The 17,826-nt window shown below is 68.8% G+C and carries 19 protein-coding genes; 12 read left to right on the top strand and 7 right to left on the bottom strand.

What is annotated here, in order from left to right; translation table 11 throughout:
• Positions 1-3: 3 nt before the first annotated feature.
• From mdcC to V3391_RS04810, 9 genes are all read left to right on the top strand, one after another.
• Entirely contained in the window at positions 4-324 is a 321-nt protein-coding gene (mdcC, locus tag V3391_RS04850; RefSeq protein ID WP_332077270.1) for a malonate decarboxylase acyl carrier protein, read from the top strand.
• A complete protein-coding gene (locus tag V3391_RS04845) occupies positions 321-1,229 on the top strand; it encodes a biotin-independent malonate decarboxylase subunit beta (RefSeq protein ID WP_332077269.1) in 909 nt (302 codons plus the stop codon). The genes mdcC and V3391_RS04845 overlap by 4 nt, the downstream gene beginning before the upstream one ends.
• Positions 1,226-1,936, top strand: coding sequence for a biotin-independent malonate decarboxylase subunit gamma (gene mdcE / locus V3391_RS04840; RefSeq protein ID WP_332077268.1), 711 nt, complete (start codon positions 1,226-1,228; stop codon positions 1,934-1,936). The genes V3391_RS04845 and mdcE overlap by 4 nt, the downstream gene beginning before the upstream one ends.
• Positions 1,929-2,579: a malonate decarboxylase holo-[acyl-carrier-protein] synthase gene (gene mdcG, locus V3391_RS04835; RefSeq protein WP_332077267.1), complete on the top strand. Its 651-nt coding sequence runs from the start codon at positions 1,929-1,931 to the stop codon at positions 2,577-2,579. Before mdcE ends, mdcG begins: the two co-directional genes overlap by 8 nt.
• On the top strand, positions 2,576-3,433 hold the full coding sequence (gene mdcB / locus V3391_RS04830) for a triphosphoribosyl-dephospho-CoA synthase MdcB (RefSeq protein ID WP_332077266.1): 858 nt from the start codon (positions 2,576-2,578) through the stop codon (positions 3,431-3,433). Before mdcG ends, mdcB begins: the two co-directional genes overlap by 4 nt.
• On the top strand, positions 3,430-4,350 hold the full coding sequence (mdcH, locus tag V3391_RS04825; RefSeq protein WP_332077265.1) for a malonate decarboxylase subunit epsilon: 921 nt from the start codon (positions 3,430-3,432) through the stop codon (positions 4,348-4,350). Before mdcB ends, mdcH begins: the two co-directional genes overlap by 4 nt.
• A gap of 86 nt (positions 4,351-4,436) precedes the next feature.
• Complete coding sequence (locus V3391_RS04820) at positions 4,437-5,804, top strand: SLC13 family permease (protein WP_332077264.1); 1,368 nt, start codon at positions 4,437-4,439, stop codon at positions 5,802-5,804.
• A 101-nt stretch (positions 5,805-5,905) separates the two neighbouring features.
• Complete coding sequence (locus V3391_RS04815; protein ID WP_332077263.1) at positions 5,906-6,619, top strand: GntR family transcriptional regulator; 714 nt, start codon at positions 5,906-5,908, stop codon at positions 6,617-6,619.
• Between the two features lie 88 nt (positions 6,620-6,707).
• Positions 6,708-7,487 carry a TerC family protein gene (locus V3391_RS04810; protein ID WP_332077262.1) on the top strand — a complete coding sequence of 260 codons (780 nt, stop codon included), beginning with the start codon at positions 6,708-6,710 and terminating at the stop codon, positions 7,485-7,487.
• 175 nt (positions 7,488-7,662) lie between these two features.
• On the opposite strand, the gene V3391_RS04805 is transcribed toward V3391_RS04810, so the two are convergent.
• The 5 genes from V3391_RS04805 to lexA form a co-directional block, all read right to left on the bottom strand.
• Positions 7,663-8,424 (bottom strand): class I SAM-dependent methyltransferase, encoded by a 762-nt coding sequence (locus V3391_RS04805; RefSeq protein WP_332077261.1) that lies wholly within the window; start codon positions 8,422-8,424, stop codon positions 7,663-7,665.
• Positions 8,425-8,505: 81 nt separating this feature from the next.
• Positions 8,506-11,754, bottom strand: coding sequence for an error-prone DNA polymerase (locus V3391_RS04800; RefSeq protein ID WP_332077260.1), 3,249 nt, complete (start codon positions 11,752-11,754; stop codon positions 8,506-8,508).
• On the bottom strand, positions 11,751-13,169 hold the full coding sequence (locus V3391_RS04795; protein WP_332077259.1) for a Y-family DNA polymerase: 1,419 nt from the start codon (positions 13,167-13,169) through the stop codon (positions 11,751-11,753). Before V3391_RS04795 ends, V3391_RS04800 begins: the two co-directional genes overlap by 4 nt.
• Positions 13,170-13,180: 11 nt before the next feature.
• Complete coding sequence (imuA, locus tag V3391_RS04790) at positions 13,181-13,798, bottom strand: translesion DNA synthesis-associated protein ImuA (protein ID WP_332077258.1); 618 nt, start codon at positions 13,796-13,798, stop codon at positions 13,181-13,183.
• Between the two features lies 1 nt (position 13,799).
• Entirely contained in the window at positions 13,800-14,399 is a 600-nt protein-coding gene (gene lexA, locus V3391_RS04785) for a transcriptional repressor LexA (protein ID WP_332077257.1), read from the bottom strand.
• Between the two features lie 249 nt (positions 14,400-14,648).
• Here lexA and V3391_RS04780 point away from each other — a divergent pair, with 249 nt between their 5' ends.
• Positions 14,649-14,996: a hypothetical protein gene (locus tag V3391_RS04780; protein WP_332077256.1), complete on the top strand. Its 348-nt coding sequence runs from the start codon at positions 14,649-14,651 to the stop codon at positions 14,994-14,996.
• Positions 14,997-15,008: 12 nt separating this feature from the next.
• On the opposite strand, the gene V3391_RS04775 is transcribed toward V3391_RS04780, so the two are convergent.
• Positions 15,009-15,413 carry a hypothetical protein gene (locus V3391_RS04775; protein WP_332077255.1) on the bottom strand — a complete coding sequence of 135 codons (405 nt, stop codon included), beginning with the start codon at positions 15,411-15,413 and terminating at the stop codon, positions 15,009-15,011.
• Between the two features lie 124 nt (positions 15,414-15,537).
• Positions 15,538-16,845, bottom strand: coding sequence for a replication-associated recombination protein A (locus tag V3391_RS04770; RefSeq protein ID WP_425497214.1), 1,308 nt, complete (start codon positions 16,843-16,845; stop codon positions 15,538-15,540).
• Between the two features lie 102 nt (positions 16,846-16,947).
• Here V3391_RS04770 and V3391_RS04765 point away from each other — a divergent pair, with 102 nt between their 5' ends.
• Entirely contained in the window at positions 16,948-17,337 is a 390-nt protein-coding gene (locus V3391_RS04765; protein ID WP_332077253.1) for a hypothetical protein, read from the top strand.
• Positions 17,298-17,633, top strand: coding sequence for a TraB/GumN family protein (locus V3391_RS04760; protein ID WP_332077252.1), 336 nt, complete (start codon positions 17,298-17,300; stop codon positions 17,631-17,633). Before V3391_RS04765 ends, V3391_RS04760 begins: the two co-directional genes overlap by 40 nt.
• Positions 17,634-17,826: the final 193 nt, after the last annotated feature.

Genomic DNA, 17,826 nt, shown 5'->3' with positions numbered 1-17,826 from the left:
GCGATGGAAACCCTCGATTATCGATTCGATGGCACGACGTCCGTGCGCTTCGCCGGCGATGCGGTACTGGTCGGCGTGCTGGCCTCGGGCAATCTCGAAGTGCTGCTGGAACCGGCCACACAGGACGGGCAGTTGACCGTGCGCATCGTCACCGCGGCGCAGGGCTTCGGCACGATCTGGGAGGCGGTGATCGCCGACTTCGCTGCGCGCCATCCGCTGCGCGACGTGCGCGTGTCGATCAACGACGCCGGCGCAACGCCGGCGGTCGTGAGCCTGCGGCTCGACCAGGCGGTCGAAACCCTGCACGCCGGGAGCCGCGCATGAGCCTCGCGCGCCGACACAGCTTCTACGAGGCCGATGCGCGCGCACGCATCGCGGGTCTGCTCGACGCGGATTCGTTCGTCGAGTTTCTGGGACCGACGCATCGCGCGATGAGTCCGCATCTGGCGCAGCTCGACCAGCCGGCGGCGTTCGACGACGGCGTCGTCGTCGGCGCGGGCAGCTTGCGCTGCAAGTCCGTGCTGGTGGCCGCGCAACAGGGTGAATTCATGGGTGGTGGCGTCGGTGAAGTGCACGGCGCCAAGCTCACCGGCCTGCTGCGTCGTGCGGCTGCGCAGAAGCCGGATGGCGTATTGCTGCTGCTCGATACCGGCGGCGTGCGTCTGCACGAAGCCAACGCGGGGCTGATCGCGATTTCCGAAATCATGCGGGCCACCCTCGCCGCGCGTGCGGCCGGCGTGCCGGTGGTCGCCCTGATCGGCAGTGGCAACGGCGCATTCGGCGGCATGGGCATCGTCGCCCGCTGCTGCACGACGGTGATCATGTCCGAGGAAGGCCGGCTGTCGCTGTCGGGCCCGGAAGTGATCGAGACCGTGCGCGGCGTGGAGGAATTCGACTCGCGCGATCGCGCCCTGGTCTGGCGCGTCACCGGCGGCAAGCATCGCTATCTGATTGATCAGGCGCAGGGTCTGGTGCCCGATGCGATCGAGGCCTTCGCCCAGGCGGCGTTCGAGGCGCTGCAGCCGGACACGCCCAGCATCGACACCGACGATGCACTCGTCGCCTTGCAGGCGCGCCACTCCGCGCTGAAAGCACGCGCGCAGGCTTGGGGCGAGTGCCGCGACGGCCTGGAGATCTGGGCGCTGCAGGGCATTGCCGATCCGGCGCGTCTGCCGTTGCTCGAAACCGATGCCTTCCTCGCCGCGACCGCGAACCGGAGCCTGCCATGACCGCGCCGCTCGACACCCTGCTCGATGCGCTGTTTCCGCGCGGCCATGCGATCGACATCAGCGATTCCGTGCTGACCGGCAGCGCGACCACCGACGACGGCACCGTCACCGTCATCGGCACGACCGACAAGATCGAAGTCGGCGTGGATCACGCCCTCGCACTCGCCGACACCGTACTCGCGAGCACGTCCGCGCATCCGCAGCGACCGATCGTGATGCTGGTCGACACCGCTGGCCAACGCCTCGCGCGCCGCGACGAACTGCTGGGCATCAACGGCTACTTCGCGCATCTGGCCCAGACGCTGGATCTCGCGCGGCGACGCGGCGCGACGCTGGTGACCCTGGTCTACGGCGAATCGGTCAGCGGCGGCTTCCTGTCGTTCGGGCTGATGGCCGATCACATCCACGCCCTGCCCGATGCGCAGGTGCGCGTGATGGATCTGCGCGCGATGGCGCGCGTGACCAAACAGCCGCTGGAAAAACTGCAGGCCCTGAGTCGTACCTCGCCGGTATTCGCGCCTGGCGTGGAGAACTACGTGGCGATGGGCGCGGTGCAATCGGTCTGGGACGGCGATCTCGCGCAGGCCTTGCTGCAGGCCTTGCGCACACCGGCAGGCGGCGATCGCCGCGCGGCGCTGGGTGCCGAACGTGGCGGGCGCACGCTGTCGGCCCGCGTTGCAGCTGCTGTGGCCGACAGCGATGCCTGAGCGGCTCGCCCGCCACACGCTGGTCTGGCTGTCGGCGGAGGCCGACTGGCAGGCCGACGTGGCCGCACACGAAGCGCGCCTGACGGCGTGGTTCGCGCGCGGATTCCCGGCGGTCGTCGCGCGGCGCACTGCCAGCGATCCCGATCCGCGCCTGCGCTTGGGCGTGCCGCTGCCACCCGACGAAGGCAAGCAGCGCCTGTCGCTGCGCGTGCCGATGCAGCATGTGGTCTGCCACCAGTCGCCGCTGAGCCTCCGTGATGTCATCACGCGACTGGATGCGCACCTGCCCGACGACTGGCGCGATGCGCTGACCGCACTCGACACCATCCGCCCGGCACGCGTGTTCGGCGCGTTCGCCTGGCAGGCGCTGACCGGTCTGTCATATGTGCATGCGCGCTCGGACATCGACCTGCTGTGGACGGTGGACGACGCCGCGCAGGCCGATGCACTCGTCGCACGTCTGCTGGCCTGGGAATCGAAAACCGGCAAGCGTGTCGACGGTGAGCTGTGTCTGGCCGACGGCGGCGCCGTGAACTGGCGCGAATACGCTGGCGACACGCGCCAGGTGCTGGTCAAGCGCATCGACGGCGCGATGCTCGAACATCGCGAGCGGCTGTTCGCTGCGCAGGACGTGGCCGCATGAATCCCATCGTGCGCAGCGTCTCCACGCCCCGCGTCGACGTCGACAGCGCACGTATGGGCCGGCTCGCGATCGCCAGCCTGCATGCCGAGCTCGCCTGCGATCTGAAACCCGGACTGGTCACGCCATTCGACACCGGCAGCCACGACGACATGGACGCCGGCACGTTCCTGCGCAGTCTGTTCGCGTTGCGGCATTATTTCCGCGCGGTGGCGTCCGCAAGTGCACGCGGCGACGGCTTCGAGGTGCTGCGACAGCACGGCATCGCGGCGGAGACTGCGATGCTGCGCGCGACGGGCGGCGTCAACACCCATCGCGGCGCGATCTTCAGCCTCGGCCTGCTGGTCGCCTCCGCCTCGGCGTATCGCCAGTCGTCCAGCACGACGCCGACCGGCGAACAGGTTTGCGAGGGCGTACGGCAATGGGCGCATGCGCTGGGCGCTGCGCCGCTCGATCCACACAGCCCGGGCCAGCGCGCACGCATCCGACATGACGTGGCCGGGGTGCGCGAACAGGCGGCGGCCGGCTATCCGGTCCTGCGCACGCTTGCGCTGCCGACCTTGCGGCATGCAATCGCTGCCGGTCTGTCTCGGGAAGCCGCGCTGTGCCACACGCTGATGCACCTCGTCGCACACGTCGACGATCTCAACCTGCTGCATCGCGGCGGCGCCGAAGGCCTGCATTGGGCGCGCGAACAGGCGACCGGATTCATCGACGGCGGCGGCGCGTTCGCGCCCGGTTGGCGCGCGCGTCTGCAGACGATATGCAACGCATTCGCCGCGCGCCGGCTCAGCCCCGGCGGCAGCGCCGACCTGCTGGCCTGCAGCTGGTTTCTGCTGCAGCAGGAGCGCGCATGAGCCTCGCGCTGCTCTGCCCCGGCCAGGGCGCGCAGCATCCCGCGATGTTCGATCGTGTGCGCGACGTGGCCGCCGCGCAGTCGATTCTCGGCGCGGCTGCGGAGGTGCTCGGCCGCCCCGCAGACAGTGCCGCCGCTTCAGAAGACCGCTTCGAGAACGCCAATGCGCAGCCGCTGCTGTGCGCGGCCAGCCTCGCGCACTGGCAGGGCCTGCGCGATCGCGTACCGACGCCGCTGCTCGTCGCCGGCTACAGCATCGGCGAGCTCGCCGCGCATGCGATCGCCGGCAGTTTCGATGCCGCAACCTGCCTCTCGCTGTCGAGTCAGCGCGCACGTCTGATGGACGAGGCGAGTCCTCCGCAGGCCGGCATGCAGGCCGTGCTCGGTCTGGAACGCGAACCGCTGCAGGCCCTGTGCGCCGCGCACGACGCGCACATCGCCATCGCCAACGGCGCCGACCATTTCATCGTCGGTGGTCGCCTCGACGCGCTGCAGGCACTCGCCGATGCCGCGACCGCGCGCGGTGCCGACGTCCGCCCGCTGCCGGTGCACGTGCCGGCGCACACGCCGTTGCTCGCCGATGCCGCGCGCGGATTCGCGCAGGTGCTCGCCGGAGCCTCGATCCAGACGCCGACGCTGGCGGTGCTCGCCGGCATCGATGCGCGTCCGGTGCGCGATCGCGCCTCGGTGGAACGCACGCTCTCGCTTCAGCTCGCACAGACCGTCGAATGGACGCAGGTCATGCGTCAGGCGTTCGAACGCGGCGCGCGCGTGTTCCTGCAACTGGGCCCCGGCAACGCGCTCGCGCGCATGGCCGCGCCCGCGTATCCGTGCTGCGAAGTGCGCGCGGTCGAGGAATTCCGGAGTCTGGACGGTGCTGCCGATTGGGTGCACGCCGCGCTGGGCCGGATGCAATGAGTGTGCGGCACCGCAAGTAGGCGTGTTGACCCGGGATGGCGGGCTTCCATCCGTGATGTAGCCGAGTCAGGTGTCTGGGAGGGCGCATGAGTCCACAAATTGCAACGATCATCGGTCTGGTGATCATGTTCATCGTCGCCACCGCATTGCCCATCAACATGGGCGCGGTCGCGTTCGCGCTCGCCTTCATCATCGGCGGCCTGTTCGTCGGGATGGAAGGCAAGGAAGTGCTCGCCGGTTTTCCGGGCGACCTGTTCCTCACCCTCGTCGGCATCACGTATCTGTTCGCCATCGCGCAGAAGAACGGCACGATCGATCTGCTGGTGCACTGGGCGGTGCGTGCGGTGCGCGGACGCATCGTCGCCATTCCGTGGGTGATGTTCGTCGTCACCGCCGTGCTCACCGCGTTCGGTGCGCTGGGTCCGGCAGCGGTCGCGATCATCGGTCCGGTCGCGCTGCGCTTCGCCAAGCAGTACAAGATCAATCCGCTGATGATGGGTCTGCTGGTGATCCACGGCGCGCAGGCCGGCGGTTTCTCGCCGATCAGCGTCTACGGCAGCATCACCAACGGCGTCGTGCAGAAGGCCGGACTCGAGGTCACCGAGATGGCGGTGTTCCTGACCAGCCTCGGCTTCAACCTGATGATGGGCGTGATCTGCTTCTTCGCCTTCGGTGGCATCTCGCTGCTGCGCCGCGGTTCTGTGACGATGGCGGCGACGGCGGGCGGCGGCGAATTCGCGGTCGCCGGTGGCCCGCAGGCCTCGTCGCGGCAGTTCGCGATCGAAGGCCACGGCGCGCTGCTGTCGGCCGGCGGCGGCACGCTGTCGAACGATCCCGATGCGCTCGAAGCCGTCGGCATGACCCGCGAGCGGCTGTTCACCCTGATCGGTCTTGCAGGTCTCGGCGTCGGCGCGTTGATCTACGACCTCAACGTCGGTCTTGTGTCGATCACCGTCGCGGTGGTGCTCGCCCTGCTCTCGCCCAACAGCCAGAAGGGCGCGGTCGACGGCATCAGCTGGTCGACGGTGCTGCTGATCTCGGGCGTGGTGACCTACATCGGCGTGCTGCAGAACGCGGGCGCGGTCGATTTCGTCGGCCATGGCGTGTCGAGCATCGGCATTCCGCTGCTGGGCGCGCTGCTGGTCTGCTACGTCGGCGGCATCGTGTCGGCGTTCGCTTCGTCCGCCGCCGTGCTGGGCGCGACGATTCCGCTGGCCGTGCCGTTCCTGATGCAGGGGCATCTGAGCGCGGCCGGGGTGATCTGCGCGCTGGCGGTGTCCTCGACGGTCGTCGATGTCAGCCCGTTCTCGACCAACGGTGCGCTCGTCGTGGCCTCGGCCGCAAAGGAAGAGCGCGAAGCGCTGTTCCGCCGCTTCCTGATCTACAGCGGACTCGTGGTCGCATTCGCCCCGCTGCTGGCCTGGTTGCTGTTCGTCGTGCCGGGCTGGATGTAAGCGTTCCAGGCGGCGCCCGGCCTGTCGCCCCTCCGCGGCAGGCCGGGTCGTCCGCACACCAACCCCGATACACTGCACCGTCCTGGATTTCCGCTCAGATCATGGCCATCGGCTCCACACCCACGCGCAAGCGTGCACCGCTCTACGAGGAAGTCGCCGAGCAGGTGCGCGAGCTGATCTACGACTATCAGCTGCCGCCGGGCGAATGGATCGATGAGCCGGACCTGTGCGAACGCCTCGGGATCAGCCGCACGCCGCTGCGCGAAGCGCTCAAGCTGCTGGCCGCCGAAGGCCTGGTGCAGATCGACGCGGGCCGTGGCAGCCGCGTGACCCGGCTGACGCTGGAGGATCTCAACCAGCTGTTCCCGGTGATGGCGATGCTCGAGGGCCGCTGCGCGCACGAGGCGGTGCGCAACATCGACGATGCCGGGCTGGCGCTGCTGGAAAGTCTGCACGCGGCGATGGAATCCGCGGTCGAGACCGGCAACATCGCCGAGTACTACCGCAACAACTACGTGATCCACGAGACCGTGCAGCGCTACGCCGGCAACCCGTGGCTGATCCGCATCACCCACGACCTGCACCGGATCCTGAAGATGCACCGCGGCCGGCAGTTGCTGACCCCCGGTCGCACCGCGCAGTCGCTGTCCGAACACCGCGCCCTGATGGACTGCTTCCGCAGGCGCGATGCGGAGGCCGCCGGCCGCACGATGGAACAGCATCTGCTGAGCCAGGGCCAGGCGCTTGCCGCCTACGTCGCCTCGGGCGGCCAGCTCAACGTGCCTGCCCCGCTGCCCACCTCCGGTGCCATCTGATCCACACGCCGGCGTCAGATCCTGCGTGCTCCGATGCGCGCCTGATCGCCCCCGCGCTGCCTAGAACCCCACTGAGGATGTGTCACCGATGATGGAATTGATTACCGACCCGCAGGTCTGGATCCTGCTGATCACGCTCAGTGCGATCGAGATCGTGCTCGGCATCGACAACCTGGTCTTCATCTCGATCGCGGTGTCGAAGCTGCCGGTCGAGCAGCGCGAGTTCGCGCGCAAGTTCGGCATCGCGGTGGCGTGCATCACGCGCATCGGCCTGCTGCTGATGCTGGCCTGGCTGGCCGGGCTGACCGAGCCGCTGTTCGAACTGTTCGGACGCGGCATCTCGGTGCGCGATCTGGTGCTGATCCTCGGCGGTCTGTTCCTGATCGTGAAGGGCGCGATGGAGATCCGCGAGCAGCTCAAGGGCGAGGACGGCGAGGCGCACGGCACGGTCGGCAAGGCGACGGCCTCGTTCGGTGCGGTGATCGCACAGATCGCGGTCATCGACATCGTGTTCTCGCTGGACTCGGTGATCGCCGCCGTCGGCATGGCCGGCGACTACGTGCCGGTGATGGTCTGCGCGATCCTGCTGGCGGTCGCGGTGATGCTGCTGGCGGCGCAGCCGCTGGGCAAGTTCATCGACGCGAACCCGACAGTGAAGATGCTGGCGCTGACCTTCATCGTGCTGATCGGCATCTACCTGCTGCTCGATGGCTTCGGTCTGCACATCCCGAAGGGCTACATCTACGGCTCGATGGGCTTCTCGGCCGCGGTCGAGATGCTGAACCTGTGGGCCAAGCGCAACGCGATGCGCGTGCGCGGCGAGCGGACGCCGCCGGTGGACGAGCCGACCGACCCGATGCCGCGCTGAGGCGGCATCACCGGCTCAATTGATGATCGAGTCGATCGTCGTGCTTCGATCCGTTGCGCGACTTGATCCCGGCACTCCACGTTCGTGCGATCCCTACACCTCTCCCTCCGGGAGAGGTCGACGCGCTCGCGCGTCGGGTGAGGGCCGGCACGCTCAAGCACCAACCCAAGCCCCCTCAAACCACCTCCGCCGCGATGACATAATCGTGGCCGGTCCGCAGACCGCCGTGCTCGGCGATTTGCAGATGCGCCCCCATACGCAAGGCTTCGACGTTTGCATGCAAAGCGGCGGCCAGCTGGCGATCCGCCACGCGTTCCAGCACGCGCCCGCACATGTCGAGCTGCCCGTCGACGAAGCGTGTGCCGAAGCGGATCGGCACCTGTTCGGCATGCAGCACACGGAAGCCCGCACGTTCGATCTGCCGCAGCGTCCAGTCGGCCGGATACTCGCGATAGGGACGATCGCCGGCCAGCAGCAGGCAGGCATCGCGCAGACGCCCGATCCGCGTGACCAGACTGCCGGCCGCGTCGAGCGCATCGGGATGTTGGGGCACGTAGGGTTCGAGACCGACGACGTACAGACGACCGCCCGGCGCGACCAGATCGTGCAGACGCGCGAACAGCTGGTCCTGCCAGTACGGCGCGAAGCCTTCGATCGCGCCGAGCAGATAGTCGGCGAGCACGGTGTCGTAGCGCTCACCCGCGAGCAGCGTGGGATCGAGCCAGTTGCCGACGACCAGACGATCCACGTCGCGCCTGCGTGCACCGATTTCGGTTTCAGTCGTGCGTGCCATCGACGTCGCTCCGGTGACGGCAGTCCAGCGATCGGTCTTCAGCGACAGCATCCAGCGCATCGAATTGCGGCCGGTGCCGGCGTCGAGCATGGCGCCCCATGGGCGATCGCCCTGGAGTTCGGCGATCCGGTGATACAGCGACATCGAAATCCCGTTGCTTCTGGCGCGAAAAAGGCCGCGAAAGTTACAACATAACAAACAGGAGGCCAATCCCGGCGTTGCGCCTCAGTGGAAATCCCGCGACGGCAACTGCATCCCGCCGAGCATGCCGCTGAGATCCTGCAGATCGCCGGCGATCAGATGGGCGACGCCGTCCACGCGCTCCCATCTGCCGCGCACCGCGAGCAGGCGCGATTCCAGTAACGCGCGACGGCGCCGCAACGCGAGATGCGGCCAGACGATCACGTTGATCATCCCGGTCTCGTCTTCCAGCGTGACGAAGATCGTGCCCTTGGCGGTCGCCGGGCGCTGGCGTTGGGTGACCAGACCCGCGACGTGCACGCCGCTGCCATGCCGGCGCTGCTGCAGATCGCGCAGGCCGATGATCCGGCGCTCGACCATCTGCGCACGCAGCAGGGCCATCGGGTGCTGGCCCAGCGTCAGGCCGGTGCTGCGGTAGTCGGACAGGATTTCCTCGCCCGCACGCGGCTCCGGCAGTTCGACCACGTCCTCGTCGGGACTGCCCGGCAGCAACGGCCGTTGCCGCTCGATGCCCGAGACCGCCCAACGCGCCGCGTTGCGATGCCCGGCCAGCGAGGCGAGCGCACCGGATTCGGCGAGCACGCTGCGCGCCTTCTCGTCGAGACCGGCGCGCAGGCACAGATCCTGGACGCTGGAGAACGGACGGCGCGCGCGTGCGGCAACGATCGCTTGGGCCATGGTGTCCGACAAGCCGGCGACCAGACGCAGGCCGAGCCGGATATCCGGCTGCGTCCCGGGATCGGCGTCACTGCGCCACGGACGTCCGCCGACCAGCGTGCAGTCGCGATCGCTGACCATCACGTCGACCGGCAGCACCTCCACCGCCGCGCGATGCGGACTGCCGCGACGGGCGTCCTGCACGATCTGGCTCGGCGAATAGAAGCCCATCGGCTGGGCGTTGAGCAGGCCGCAGGCTAAAGCCGCAGGCTCATGCCGCTTGAGCCAGCAACTGGCGTAGACCAGCTTCGCGAACGAGGCGGCGTGGCTTTGCGGGAAGCCGTAGGAGCCGAAGCCCTTGATCTGGTCGAAGATCTGGTCGATGAATTCCGACGCGTAGCCCTTGCCTTCCATCAGCCCGCGGATGCGCAGGCGATGTGGTTCCATGTCACCGCCGCGACGCCAGGCCGCCATCGAACGACGCAGGCCATCGGCCTCGTCGGCGTCGTAGCCGGCATGGATGACCAGTTCCATGACCTGCTCCTGGAACAGCGGCACGCCGAGCGTCGGTCCGAGGATTTCGCGCACGCCTTCGGACGGATACGTCACCAGCTCGTGCCCCTGCCGGCGCCGCAGATACGGATGCACCATGTCGCCCTGGATCGGACCGGGTCGCACGATCGCGACTTCGACCACGAGGTCGTAGAACTCTTTCGGCTTGAGCCGCGGCAGCATCGCCATCTGCGCGCGGGATTCGATCTGGAACACGCCGACGGTGTCGGCGATCTGGATCATCTCGTAGGTCTGCGCATCCTCGCGCGGCAGGGACGCGATCTCGAAATCGCGTCCGCGCTGGCCGCGCACCAGATTGAGCGCCTTGCGGATGCAGGTCAGCATGCCGAGCGCGAGACAATCGACCTTCAGCAGCTGCATGGTCTCCAGATCGTCCTTGTCCCACTGGATGATTGTGCGGTTGTCCATCGCCGCGTTCTCGACGGGCACCAGATGCGACAGCGGTTCGTTCGAGATCACGAAACCGCCGACGTGCTGCGACAGATGCCGCGGGTGGTCGCGCAACATTTCGGTGATGACGAGGATCTTGCCGATCAGCGGATTGTCGAGATCGAACCCGGCCTCGCTGATGCGCTGTTCCATCGGCGCCTCGCCGTTGCCCCAGCCGTAGCAATTGGCGAGCAACGCGATCTGGTCCGGCGGCAGACCGAAGGCCTTGGCGACATCGCGCACCGCGCTCTTGCCGCGATAGGCGATGACCGTCGCCGCCAGCGCAGCACGTTCGCGGCCGTATTTGGCGTAGACGTACTGGATGACTTCCTCGCGGCGTTCGTGCTCGAAGTCGACGTCGATGTCGGGCGGCTCGTTGCGGTTCTCCGACAGGAAGCGCGCCATCAGCAGGCGCGTGTCGTCCGGATTCACCGCGGTGATGGCGAGCGCATAGCAGACCGCCGAATTGGCCGACGAGCCGCGGCCCTGGCACAGGATGCCCTCGCCTCTGGCGAAACGGACGATGTCGGCGACGGTCAGGAAGAACGCCTCGTACTTCAGCTTCGCGATCAATGCCAGTTCGAAATCGATCAGCTCGCGGACCTTGGGGGTCGGTCCGTCCGGCCAGCGCAGGCGAATCCCTTCTTCCGTCAGATGACGCAGCCACGTCGTCGGCGTATGGCCCTCGGGCACCAGCTCGACCGGATAGTCGTAATGCAGTTCGCGCATGCCGAAGCTGCAGCGCGCCGCGAGATCGACGGCGGCCTGCATCAGATCGGCGCCGTAGATGTTGCCCAGTGCACGCCGCGAACGCAGATGCCGTTCGCCGTTGCGGAACAGATGTGCGCCGCAATCGGCGATCGGTGTGGTGTGGCGGATCGCGGTCAACGTGTCCTGCAGGATGCGTTCGCGTCGCGTCGCCATGTGCACGTCGCCACTGGCTATGGCAGGGATGCCGAGCGTGCGCGACAGTGCCAGCAACATGGCCAGGCGCTCGGCGTCGTCGCATTCGCGGTGCAGTTCCACGGCCAGATGCGCGCGTTCGGGAAACACGTCGCGCAGCCAGGCGCCCTGCCCCGCTTCGGGCGTCGCGCCCGGCAGCCAAACGGCGAACACGCCGGGTGTTGTCCCTCGGAATTCGGCTTCGACATCCGCACGCGAGAGCCGGTACTGGCCCTTGGTGCCGGCGCGGCGGCCGCAGGTGATCAGCGCGCACAGCTGCGCGTAACCCGCGCGGGTTTCGACCAGCAGCACGAAACGCGTGTCGTCGAGCAGCCGGAACTCGCTGCCGACGATCAGCTTGAGTCCGGTTTCCTCCGACGCCTCGAGCCCGCGCACGATACCGGCGAGCGAGCATTCGTCGGTGATCGCGAGCGCGCTGTAGCCGCAGTGCACGGCGCGCGCGAACAGCTGCTCCGCGCTGGACGCGCCGCGCAGGAACGAGAAATCCGACAGGCAGTGCAGCTCGGCATACGCGGGCAGATCGTCGCGGGTGTCGTGGGCGACGTCGTCGTTCGCGGCTGCGCGCAGGCGCCCGGCGACGCGCAGTGCGCGCGGCACATGGCTGCCGGGCGTATCGCGGTCGACGCCGTCGATCGCATCGTCCCAGCTCATGCGAACCAGCCGTGCAGCATCCAGCCCTCGAAGCGGCCCGGCGGCACGAAGGCCCAGCCGCGCTGGCCCGCGCGGGTTTCGACGACGTAGTAATCGCGGCGCGCATCGGCATCGTCCCACCAGCCGCTTTCCAGACGCTCCGGCCCGGACACGATGCGCAGGCCGGCGTCGTGCAGCGGTACCGGTTGCGGCAGCAGCCAGGCCGGACGCGGCGGACGCGCGGGCGCATCCGCAATCGCGCCGCCATCGCCGATGCGGCGCGACCACGCGCGTTCGGGGCGCGGATCGCCGGCCGGCGTCACCCGATAGACCGCATCGTCACCGAGACGCGCACGCAGACGTTCGCGCAGATGCGGCCAGTCGAGCGCCTGCTGCGGCCGCGTATCGAACAGATCGCGCGCGGCCGGCACGAACGGTGGCAGTTCGCGCGCGAGCAGGCGCATCGCGACGACGGGTCTGGCGATCTCGGTGCGTTCGAGCCGGTTGCGCGCGAGTTCGAACAGCATCGTCGACGTGCGCTCGGGCGCGAGCAGGCCGACCTCGACATCGGTACTGCCTTCTTCATGCTCCAGCCCGATCACGAAACGCTGCACGCCACCGTCGCGCGCGGACAGATACGTGCACAGATCATTGATCAGACGCCGCAACGGAAACAGCAGTGGCGGATGCGCTTCCACCTCGTAACCCAGCTCGACGCGCATGTCCAACCGGTCCGGCGGCGTGTAGCAGGCGACCGGATCGTCGCTCTCGCCATACAGCCTGCGCACGTGCGCCAGCACGTCCGCGCCGAAGCGGCGTTGCACACCCGCGCCCGGCAGTTCACGCAAGGCGCCGAGTGTGCGCACGCCCATGCGGTACAGGCGTTCGCCGGCATCGCCCGGCAATGCGGCACGGCGCACCGGCGTGCGATCCAGCAGCGCCGACAGTTCCGCCGCGCCGGTGACCGCGAAGCCATCGCGCAGACCGACCAGTACCCGCGCGGCGGTCGGCGACGGCGCGAGCGCGATGCGATGTGCGAAGCCAAGCGCCGACAGTTCCTCGCGCAGCGTGCGTTCGAACTGCGACCACGGCCCGAACAGGCGGAAGCTCGCCTGCACTTCCAGCACGATCGCGCGCGACCACTGCTGGCTCACCAGCGAACTGTGGCGATACGCCCAGGCGGCCAGAAAACGATGCGCCGTCGATTCGGCCAGTGGATCGTGCGGTTGCGTGCGCACATCGGCCAGCAGCGCATGCGCGGCCGACAGGCGCATGCCGGCCTTCAGTCCGTGCGCGCCCGCCGCATCGTTGACGCTGTGCAGCGTGCGCAGCTGCGCGGGGCCTTCGACCAGCGCGAACGGTGCGTCGGGATCCGGCAGACGACGGAGAACGGCGTCGAGCGCCAGTTGCGGCAGGAGAAGACAGGCCCAGAGCATCGCAGGAGCATTCAGCTCGCCAATCGCAGCGGTTGCGACGGCACCTGCCCGCCCCGGCATTTGCGCACCTGCCAGGCCTGCACTTCGGGCAGATATTCCAGCCGCAACGCCGCCGGCGATGCATTCGCCGCATGACGTCGATCGCGCAATGCGAAGGCATGGCAATCGCCGCTGTCGGCCGCCACCTGCAGGCGCCGCATCAAACGCGCATCGCCGGTATCGGGCCAGCCCAGCACCGCCGCGCAGGCGCCGCTGCGCAGGCACTGCTCAAACGCCCACAGCGCATCGGCAGGCGAAGCCTCGACGACGTCCAGCGCGTCCAGCCGCACGCCCGCCGCCTGCCAGGCCGGTGCATACGGAATGCACGGCGGTGCGACCAGCACCACGCGACCGCCGGCCGCGGTGATACGCGACAGCGCCGGAAACAGCAGCGAGATTTCGCCCACGCCATCGGCCGGCAGCAGCAGCTCGGTCAATGCACGCGGCGGCCAGCCACCGCCCGGCAGCGCGGCATCGAGCGCGGCATGTCCGGTCGGCTGCCCGATGTCGGCGCAGCGCGTGCCGCGCCCGGCCGACCACACGGTGCGCGCGGCGAGCAGGGCATCCAGCGATTGGAGCGCCGGCGCCATGTCAGCCCTGCCGCACCAGACCGCAGTACAGGCCTTCGATCGCGAAGTCGGCGTCGGCGGCGATCACGATCGGCGCATGCGCGGGATTGCGCGGCAGCAGACGCACGCCGCCTGCGCGGTGTTCGAGCCGCTTGATGGTGATGGCATCGTCCAGCCGCGCGACGACGGTCTGGCCGTCGCGCGCATCGCGACTGCGGTGCACGCCCACGAGATCGCCCTCGAGGATGCCGTCGTCGATCATCGAGTCGCCCTCGACCCGCAGCAGGTAATCCGGGCGCAGCGAGAACACGCTGCGGTCCAGCCACAGCACGCGATCGCTGCCGGTGTCCGGACCGATCGGCACGCCCGCGGCCACGCGCCCGAGCACCGGCAACGCGGCCATGCGGTCGCCCTGCCCCGGCAGCCGCAGCCCGCGCTTCTGCCCGGCCTGCAATTCGACCAGCCCGGCCGAGACCAGCGCCTGCACATGCCTCTGCGCGGCATTGCGCGAGGCGAAACCGAAGGCCGCGGCGATTTCGGCTAGGCTCGGCGGCACACCGGCGGCGATGCGCTCGCGCAGGAATTCGAGGACGGCAGCACGTTGGGGGGACAGATCGCTCATGGTGTACATTTGTACACCTTCGAAATCCGATCCGCCACCGCTTCCGGGAACGGTCTTCCAGAGGTCCTGGCGAGACTGGCGATGGCGGCGGCGACACGCCTGACCGGTTCAGGCAGACCCCTCTGCCCAAGCGACCCGTCCATCCCCCGATGGATGCACGCGAAAACGTTTACAGGGTTGTCCCTAGTGGTCCGCCGTGGCCACGGCGCCTAGCATCGAACCCGGTCTGTCTGGACTCCGGAGTGCCTAGTGGATCAGCAACGCAACGTGTTCCTGTTCCCAGCCCGCTGGCGGCGTTCGACCTGGCAGGCGATGGCGATCGTGCTGCTGGCCCTGCTGGTCGCGTCCAATGCGGCCTGGCTGCATGCCAGCCGCAGCGACGACGATGCGGGCGGCTTCTCCCGCCTCGGCCATCTGCCTTCGCCAGAGAGGGTGATCTACGAGTACCCGAAGCCGGCCGTCGCGGCGCCTGCTGCGCCGAAACTGGTGGCCTACCGTTCGACCCCGCTCGAAGCCGGCGAACGCTGCGCTGGCGGCCAGGTCATCCGTCGCCTGCCGAACGGCTGGGAAGGCACCAACCGCCCCTGCAATCCGTGATCACCCGGCGCCTCAGCCGCGTCCGCGATGATTGCAGACCGCGGACACGCGTTCGTTGAGGCGGCGCAGATCGTCGTAGCGGCGCTGGGTGCCGAGCTTGCGCAAGGCATTTTCGCGACTGGCGCGTGCGGCCAGACATCGCGCGTGCTGGTCGTCGCGTCGGGGCGTCGTCGCGGGCGTCGTACGGTCCCGCGTCGACGCGGCCGCGCGACGCTGCGTCGGCGGTTTCGCCGGGCGCTGCACTGCCGTCGTCGCCGGCGGATCCTGCACCTCGGCCGTCCACGTCCGCAGGCTTTCGCCATCGACGCAGGGCTGCGACTGGTAACTATGGCCACCGCGCCCATCGGCGCATTTGTGCACCGACTGCGCGGCGACCGGCCACGCGACGAGCAGCAGCAGAACTGCGCAGATCCGCATCGGCATTCCCTCCCTGGAAGAACCGCCTACGAGCGTGCGCGCGTGCCGCGAACCGCACCATCGTGCGAACGCCCACGCGGTTTCGGTCGCGCGCCGCAGGCGTCGTCAGGAAATCCGCTGACGCTCAGTCGTCGCCGGCCTCGCGGACCTTGCGGATCGCTTCCGCGCGTGCGGCGCGCAAGGCGTCGAGCTTGTCCTTGAGCTTGATCTCCATGCCGCGCGCGACCGGCTGGTAGTACACCCGCTCGCCCATCGCATCGGGAAACGCGGTCTGGTCGAGCGCGATGCCGCCTTCGGTGTCGTGGTCGTACTGGTAGCCGGTGCCGTAGCCGAGTTCCTTCATCAGCTTGGTCGGTGCATTGCGGAAATGCATCGGCACGTCCTGCGTGCCGTATTCGCGCACGTCGCGCTTGGCCTGGTTGAAGGCCATGTAGCCGGCGTTGGATTTCGCGGTGCTGGCCAGATAGATCACCAGCTGCGCGAGCGCGAGTTCGCCCTCGGGACTGCCGAGGCGGTCATACGTCTCCCAGGCGTCGATCGACATCTGCAGCGCACGCGGATCGGCCAGGCCGACGTCTTCCACCGCCATGCGCGTCATGCGCCGGGCGAGATAGCCGGGATCGCAGCCGCCATCGAGCATCCGCGTCAGCCAGTACAACGCCGCATCGGGATTGGAACTGCGCACGCATTTGTGCAGCGCCGAGATCTGGTCGTAGAACTGCTCGCCGCCCTTGTCGAACCGGCGCGTGCGGTCGGCCAGTACCTGTTCGATGGTGCCGGCAGTGACTTCGCCGCCCTCGCCCGCCAGTTCGGCGGCGATCTCCAGCAGCGTCAGTGCGCGGCGCACGTCGCCATCGGCGGCCACTGCGATCAGCCGCAACAGATCGTCGGCGATCCGCAGCCCGCGATCGCCGAGTCCGCGTTCGGCATCGGCCAGCGCACGGCGCAGGGTCTCGAGGATGTCGTCGGGCGACACCGCCTCCATCACGTGCACGCGGCAACGCGAGAGCAGCGCGGAGTTCAGTTCGAACGACGGGTTCTCGGTGGTCGCACCGACGAACACGATCGTGCCGCGTTCGATGTGCGGCAGGAACGCGTCCTGCTGGGTCTTGTTGAAGCGGTGCACCTCGTCGACGAACAGCACCGTGCGACGCCCGCCATCGAAACGGTGCGCGGCTTCGGCCAGTACCTGGCGCACCTCCGGCAGGCCCGACAGCACTGCCGAAATCGCCTTGAACTCCGCGTCCGCGTAATGCGCCAGCAGCAGCGCCAACGTGGTCTTGCCACAGCCCGGCGGCCCCCACAGCACCATCGAATGGATCTTGCCGGCCTCGACCGCCGTCCGCAGCGCCGTGCCCTCGGCGACCAGACGACGCTGGCCGACCATCTCGTCGAGCCTGGCGGGGCGCATGCGCTCGGCCAGCGGACGCATCGCACTGCGGTCGACCTGCAGCAGGTCACCGGTGTCGGCGCGGGATGGGCGGGATCGGGACACGCGTTAACCTGTCGGGACTGGAGCGCAAAGGAGTGCGACATGCCGATATTGCGGCACCGGGACGTGATCACAAGCGCAATGCAGCCGTTGAAGCGGCTCGCGATCGGCGTCGCGCTGTGTGCCATGTCGACCGCATCGGCCGCCGACTGGCGCCAGGATGCGGCGGACACACTGCTGCAGGCCGCGGGCGGCCATCGACTGGTCGTGCTGGGCGAGATGCACGGCACGCGCGAGATTCCGCTGCTGGCCGGCGATCTGGTCGAGCGCTGGAGCGCGGCATCGCCGTTGCTGCTCGCGCTGGAGATTCCGGCCGGCGAACACGCAGCCATCCGGGGTGCGGTGGTCTCCGGCGGGTCCGATGCCGCGATCGAGGCCTTGCGGGCACGCCCGTGGTGGCGCGTCGCCGCAGCGAGGACGTGCTCGCCCTGATCCAGCGCGTCGGCAGGCTGAAGATCTCCGGACGCGATGTCGCGATCCTGCCCTTCGATCCGCGCGATCTCCGCTGCTACCGGCGCGGCACCTGCGAGGTGGCGATGGCGCAGGTGCTGCGCCGGGCGCATGACGGATTGCCGCGTGGCCGCCTCGTGGTCGTGACCGGCAACGTGCATGCGATGCACTTGCGACCGGCCGATGCGCCCGCGGGATTGCCGGCGCAGCCGATGACCGCGCTGCTGCAGGATCTGGCGCCGTACTCGGTGAACGTCACGGCGGCGCGTGGTGCGTAATGGGCCTGCGGAGAAGCGTGCGGGGTCGTCGAAGTGGTGCCATCGCGTGGTGGCGGCCGCGAGAGCGCGGACGCGCCCTTCGATTACCGGCTGGTACTGCCGGCGTTTACGCCAATGCGGCAAGTTGGCGAGTCGGAGGTCCAGCCGTTCGAACGCGATGTTTGACGCCGTCGTTCCAGCGGCCTTCAAGAGA

Source organism: Luteimonas flava (assembly GCF_036584485.1).
Taxonomy (GTDB): Bacteria; Pseudomonadota; Gammaproteobacteria; order Xanthomonadales; family Xanthomonadaceae; genus Luteimonas; species Luteimonas flava.
The sequence above is the reverse complement of the archived record's forward strand: the minus strand, read 5'-3'. Positions and strand labels throughout refer to the sequence as shown.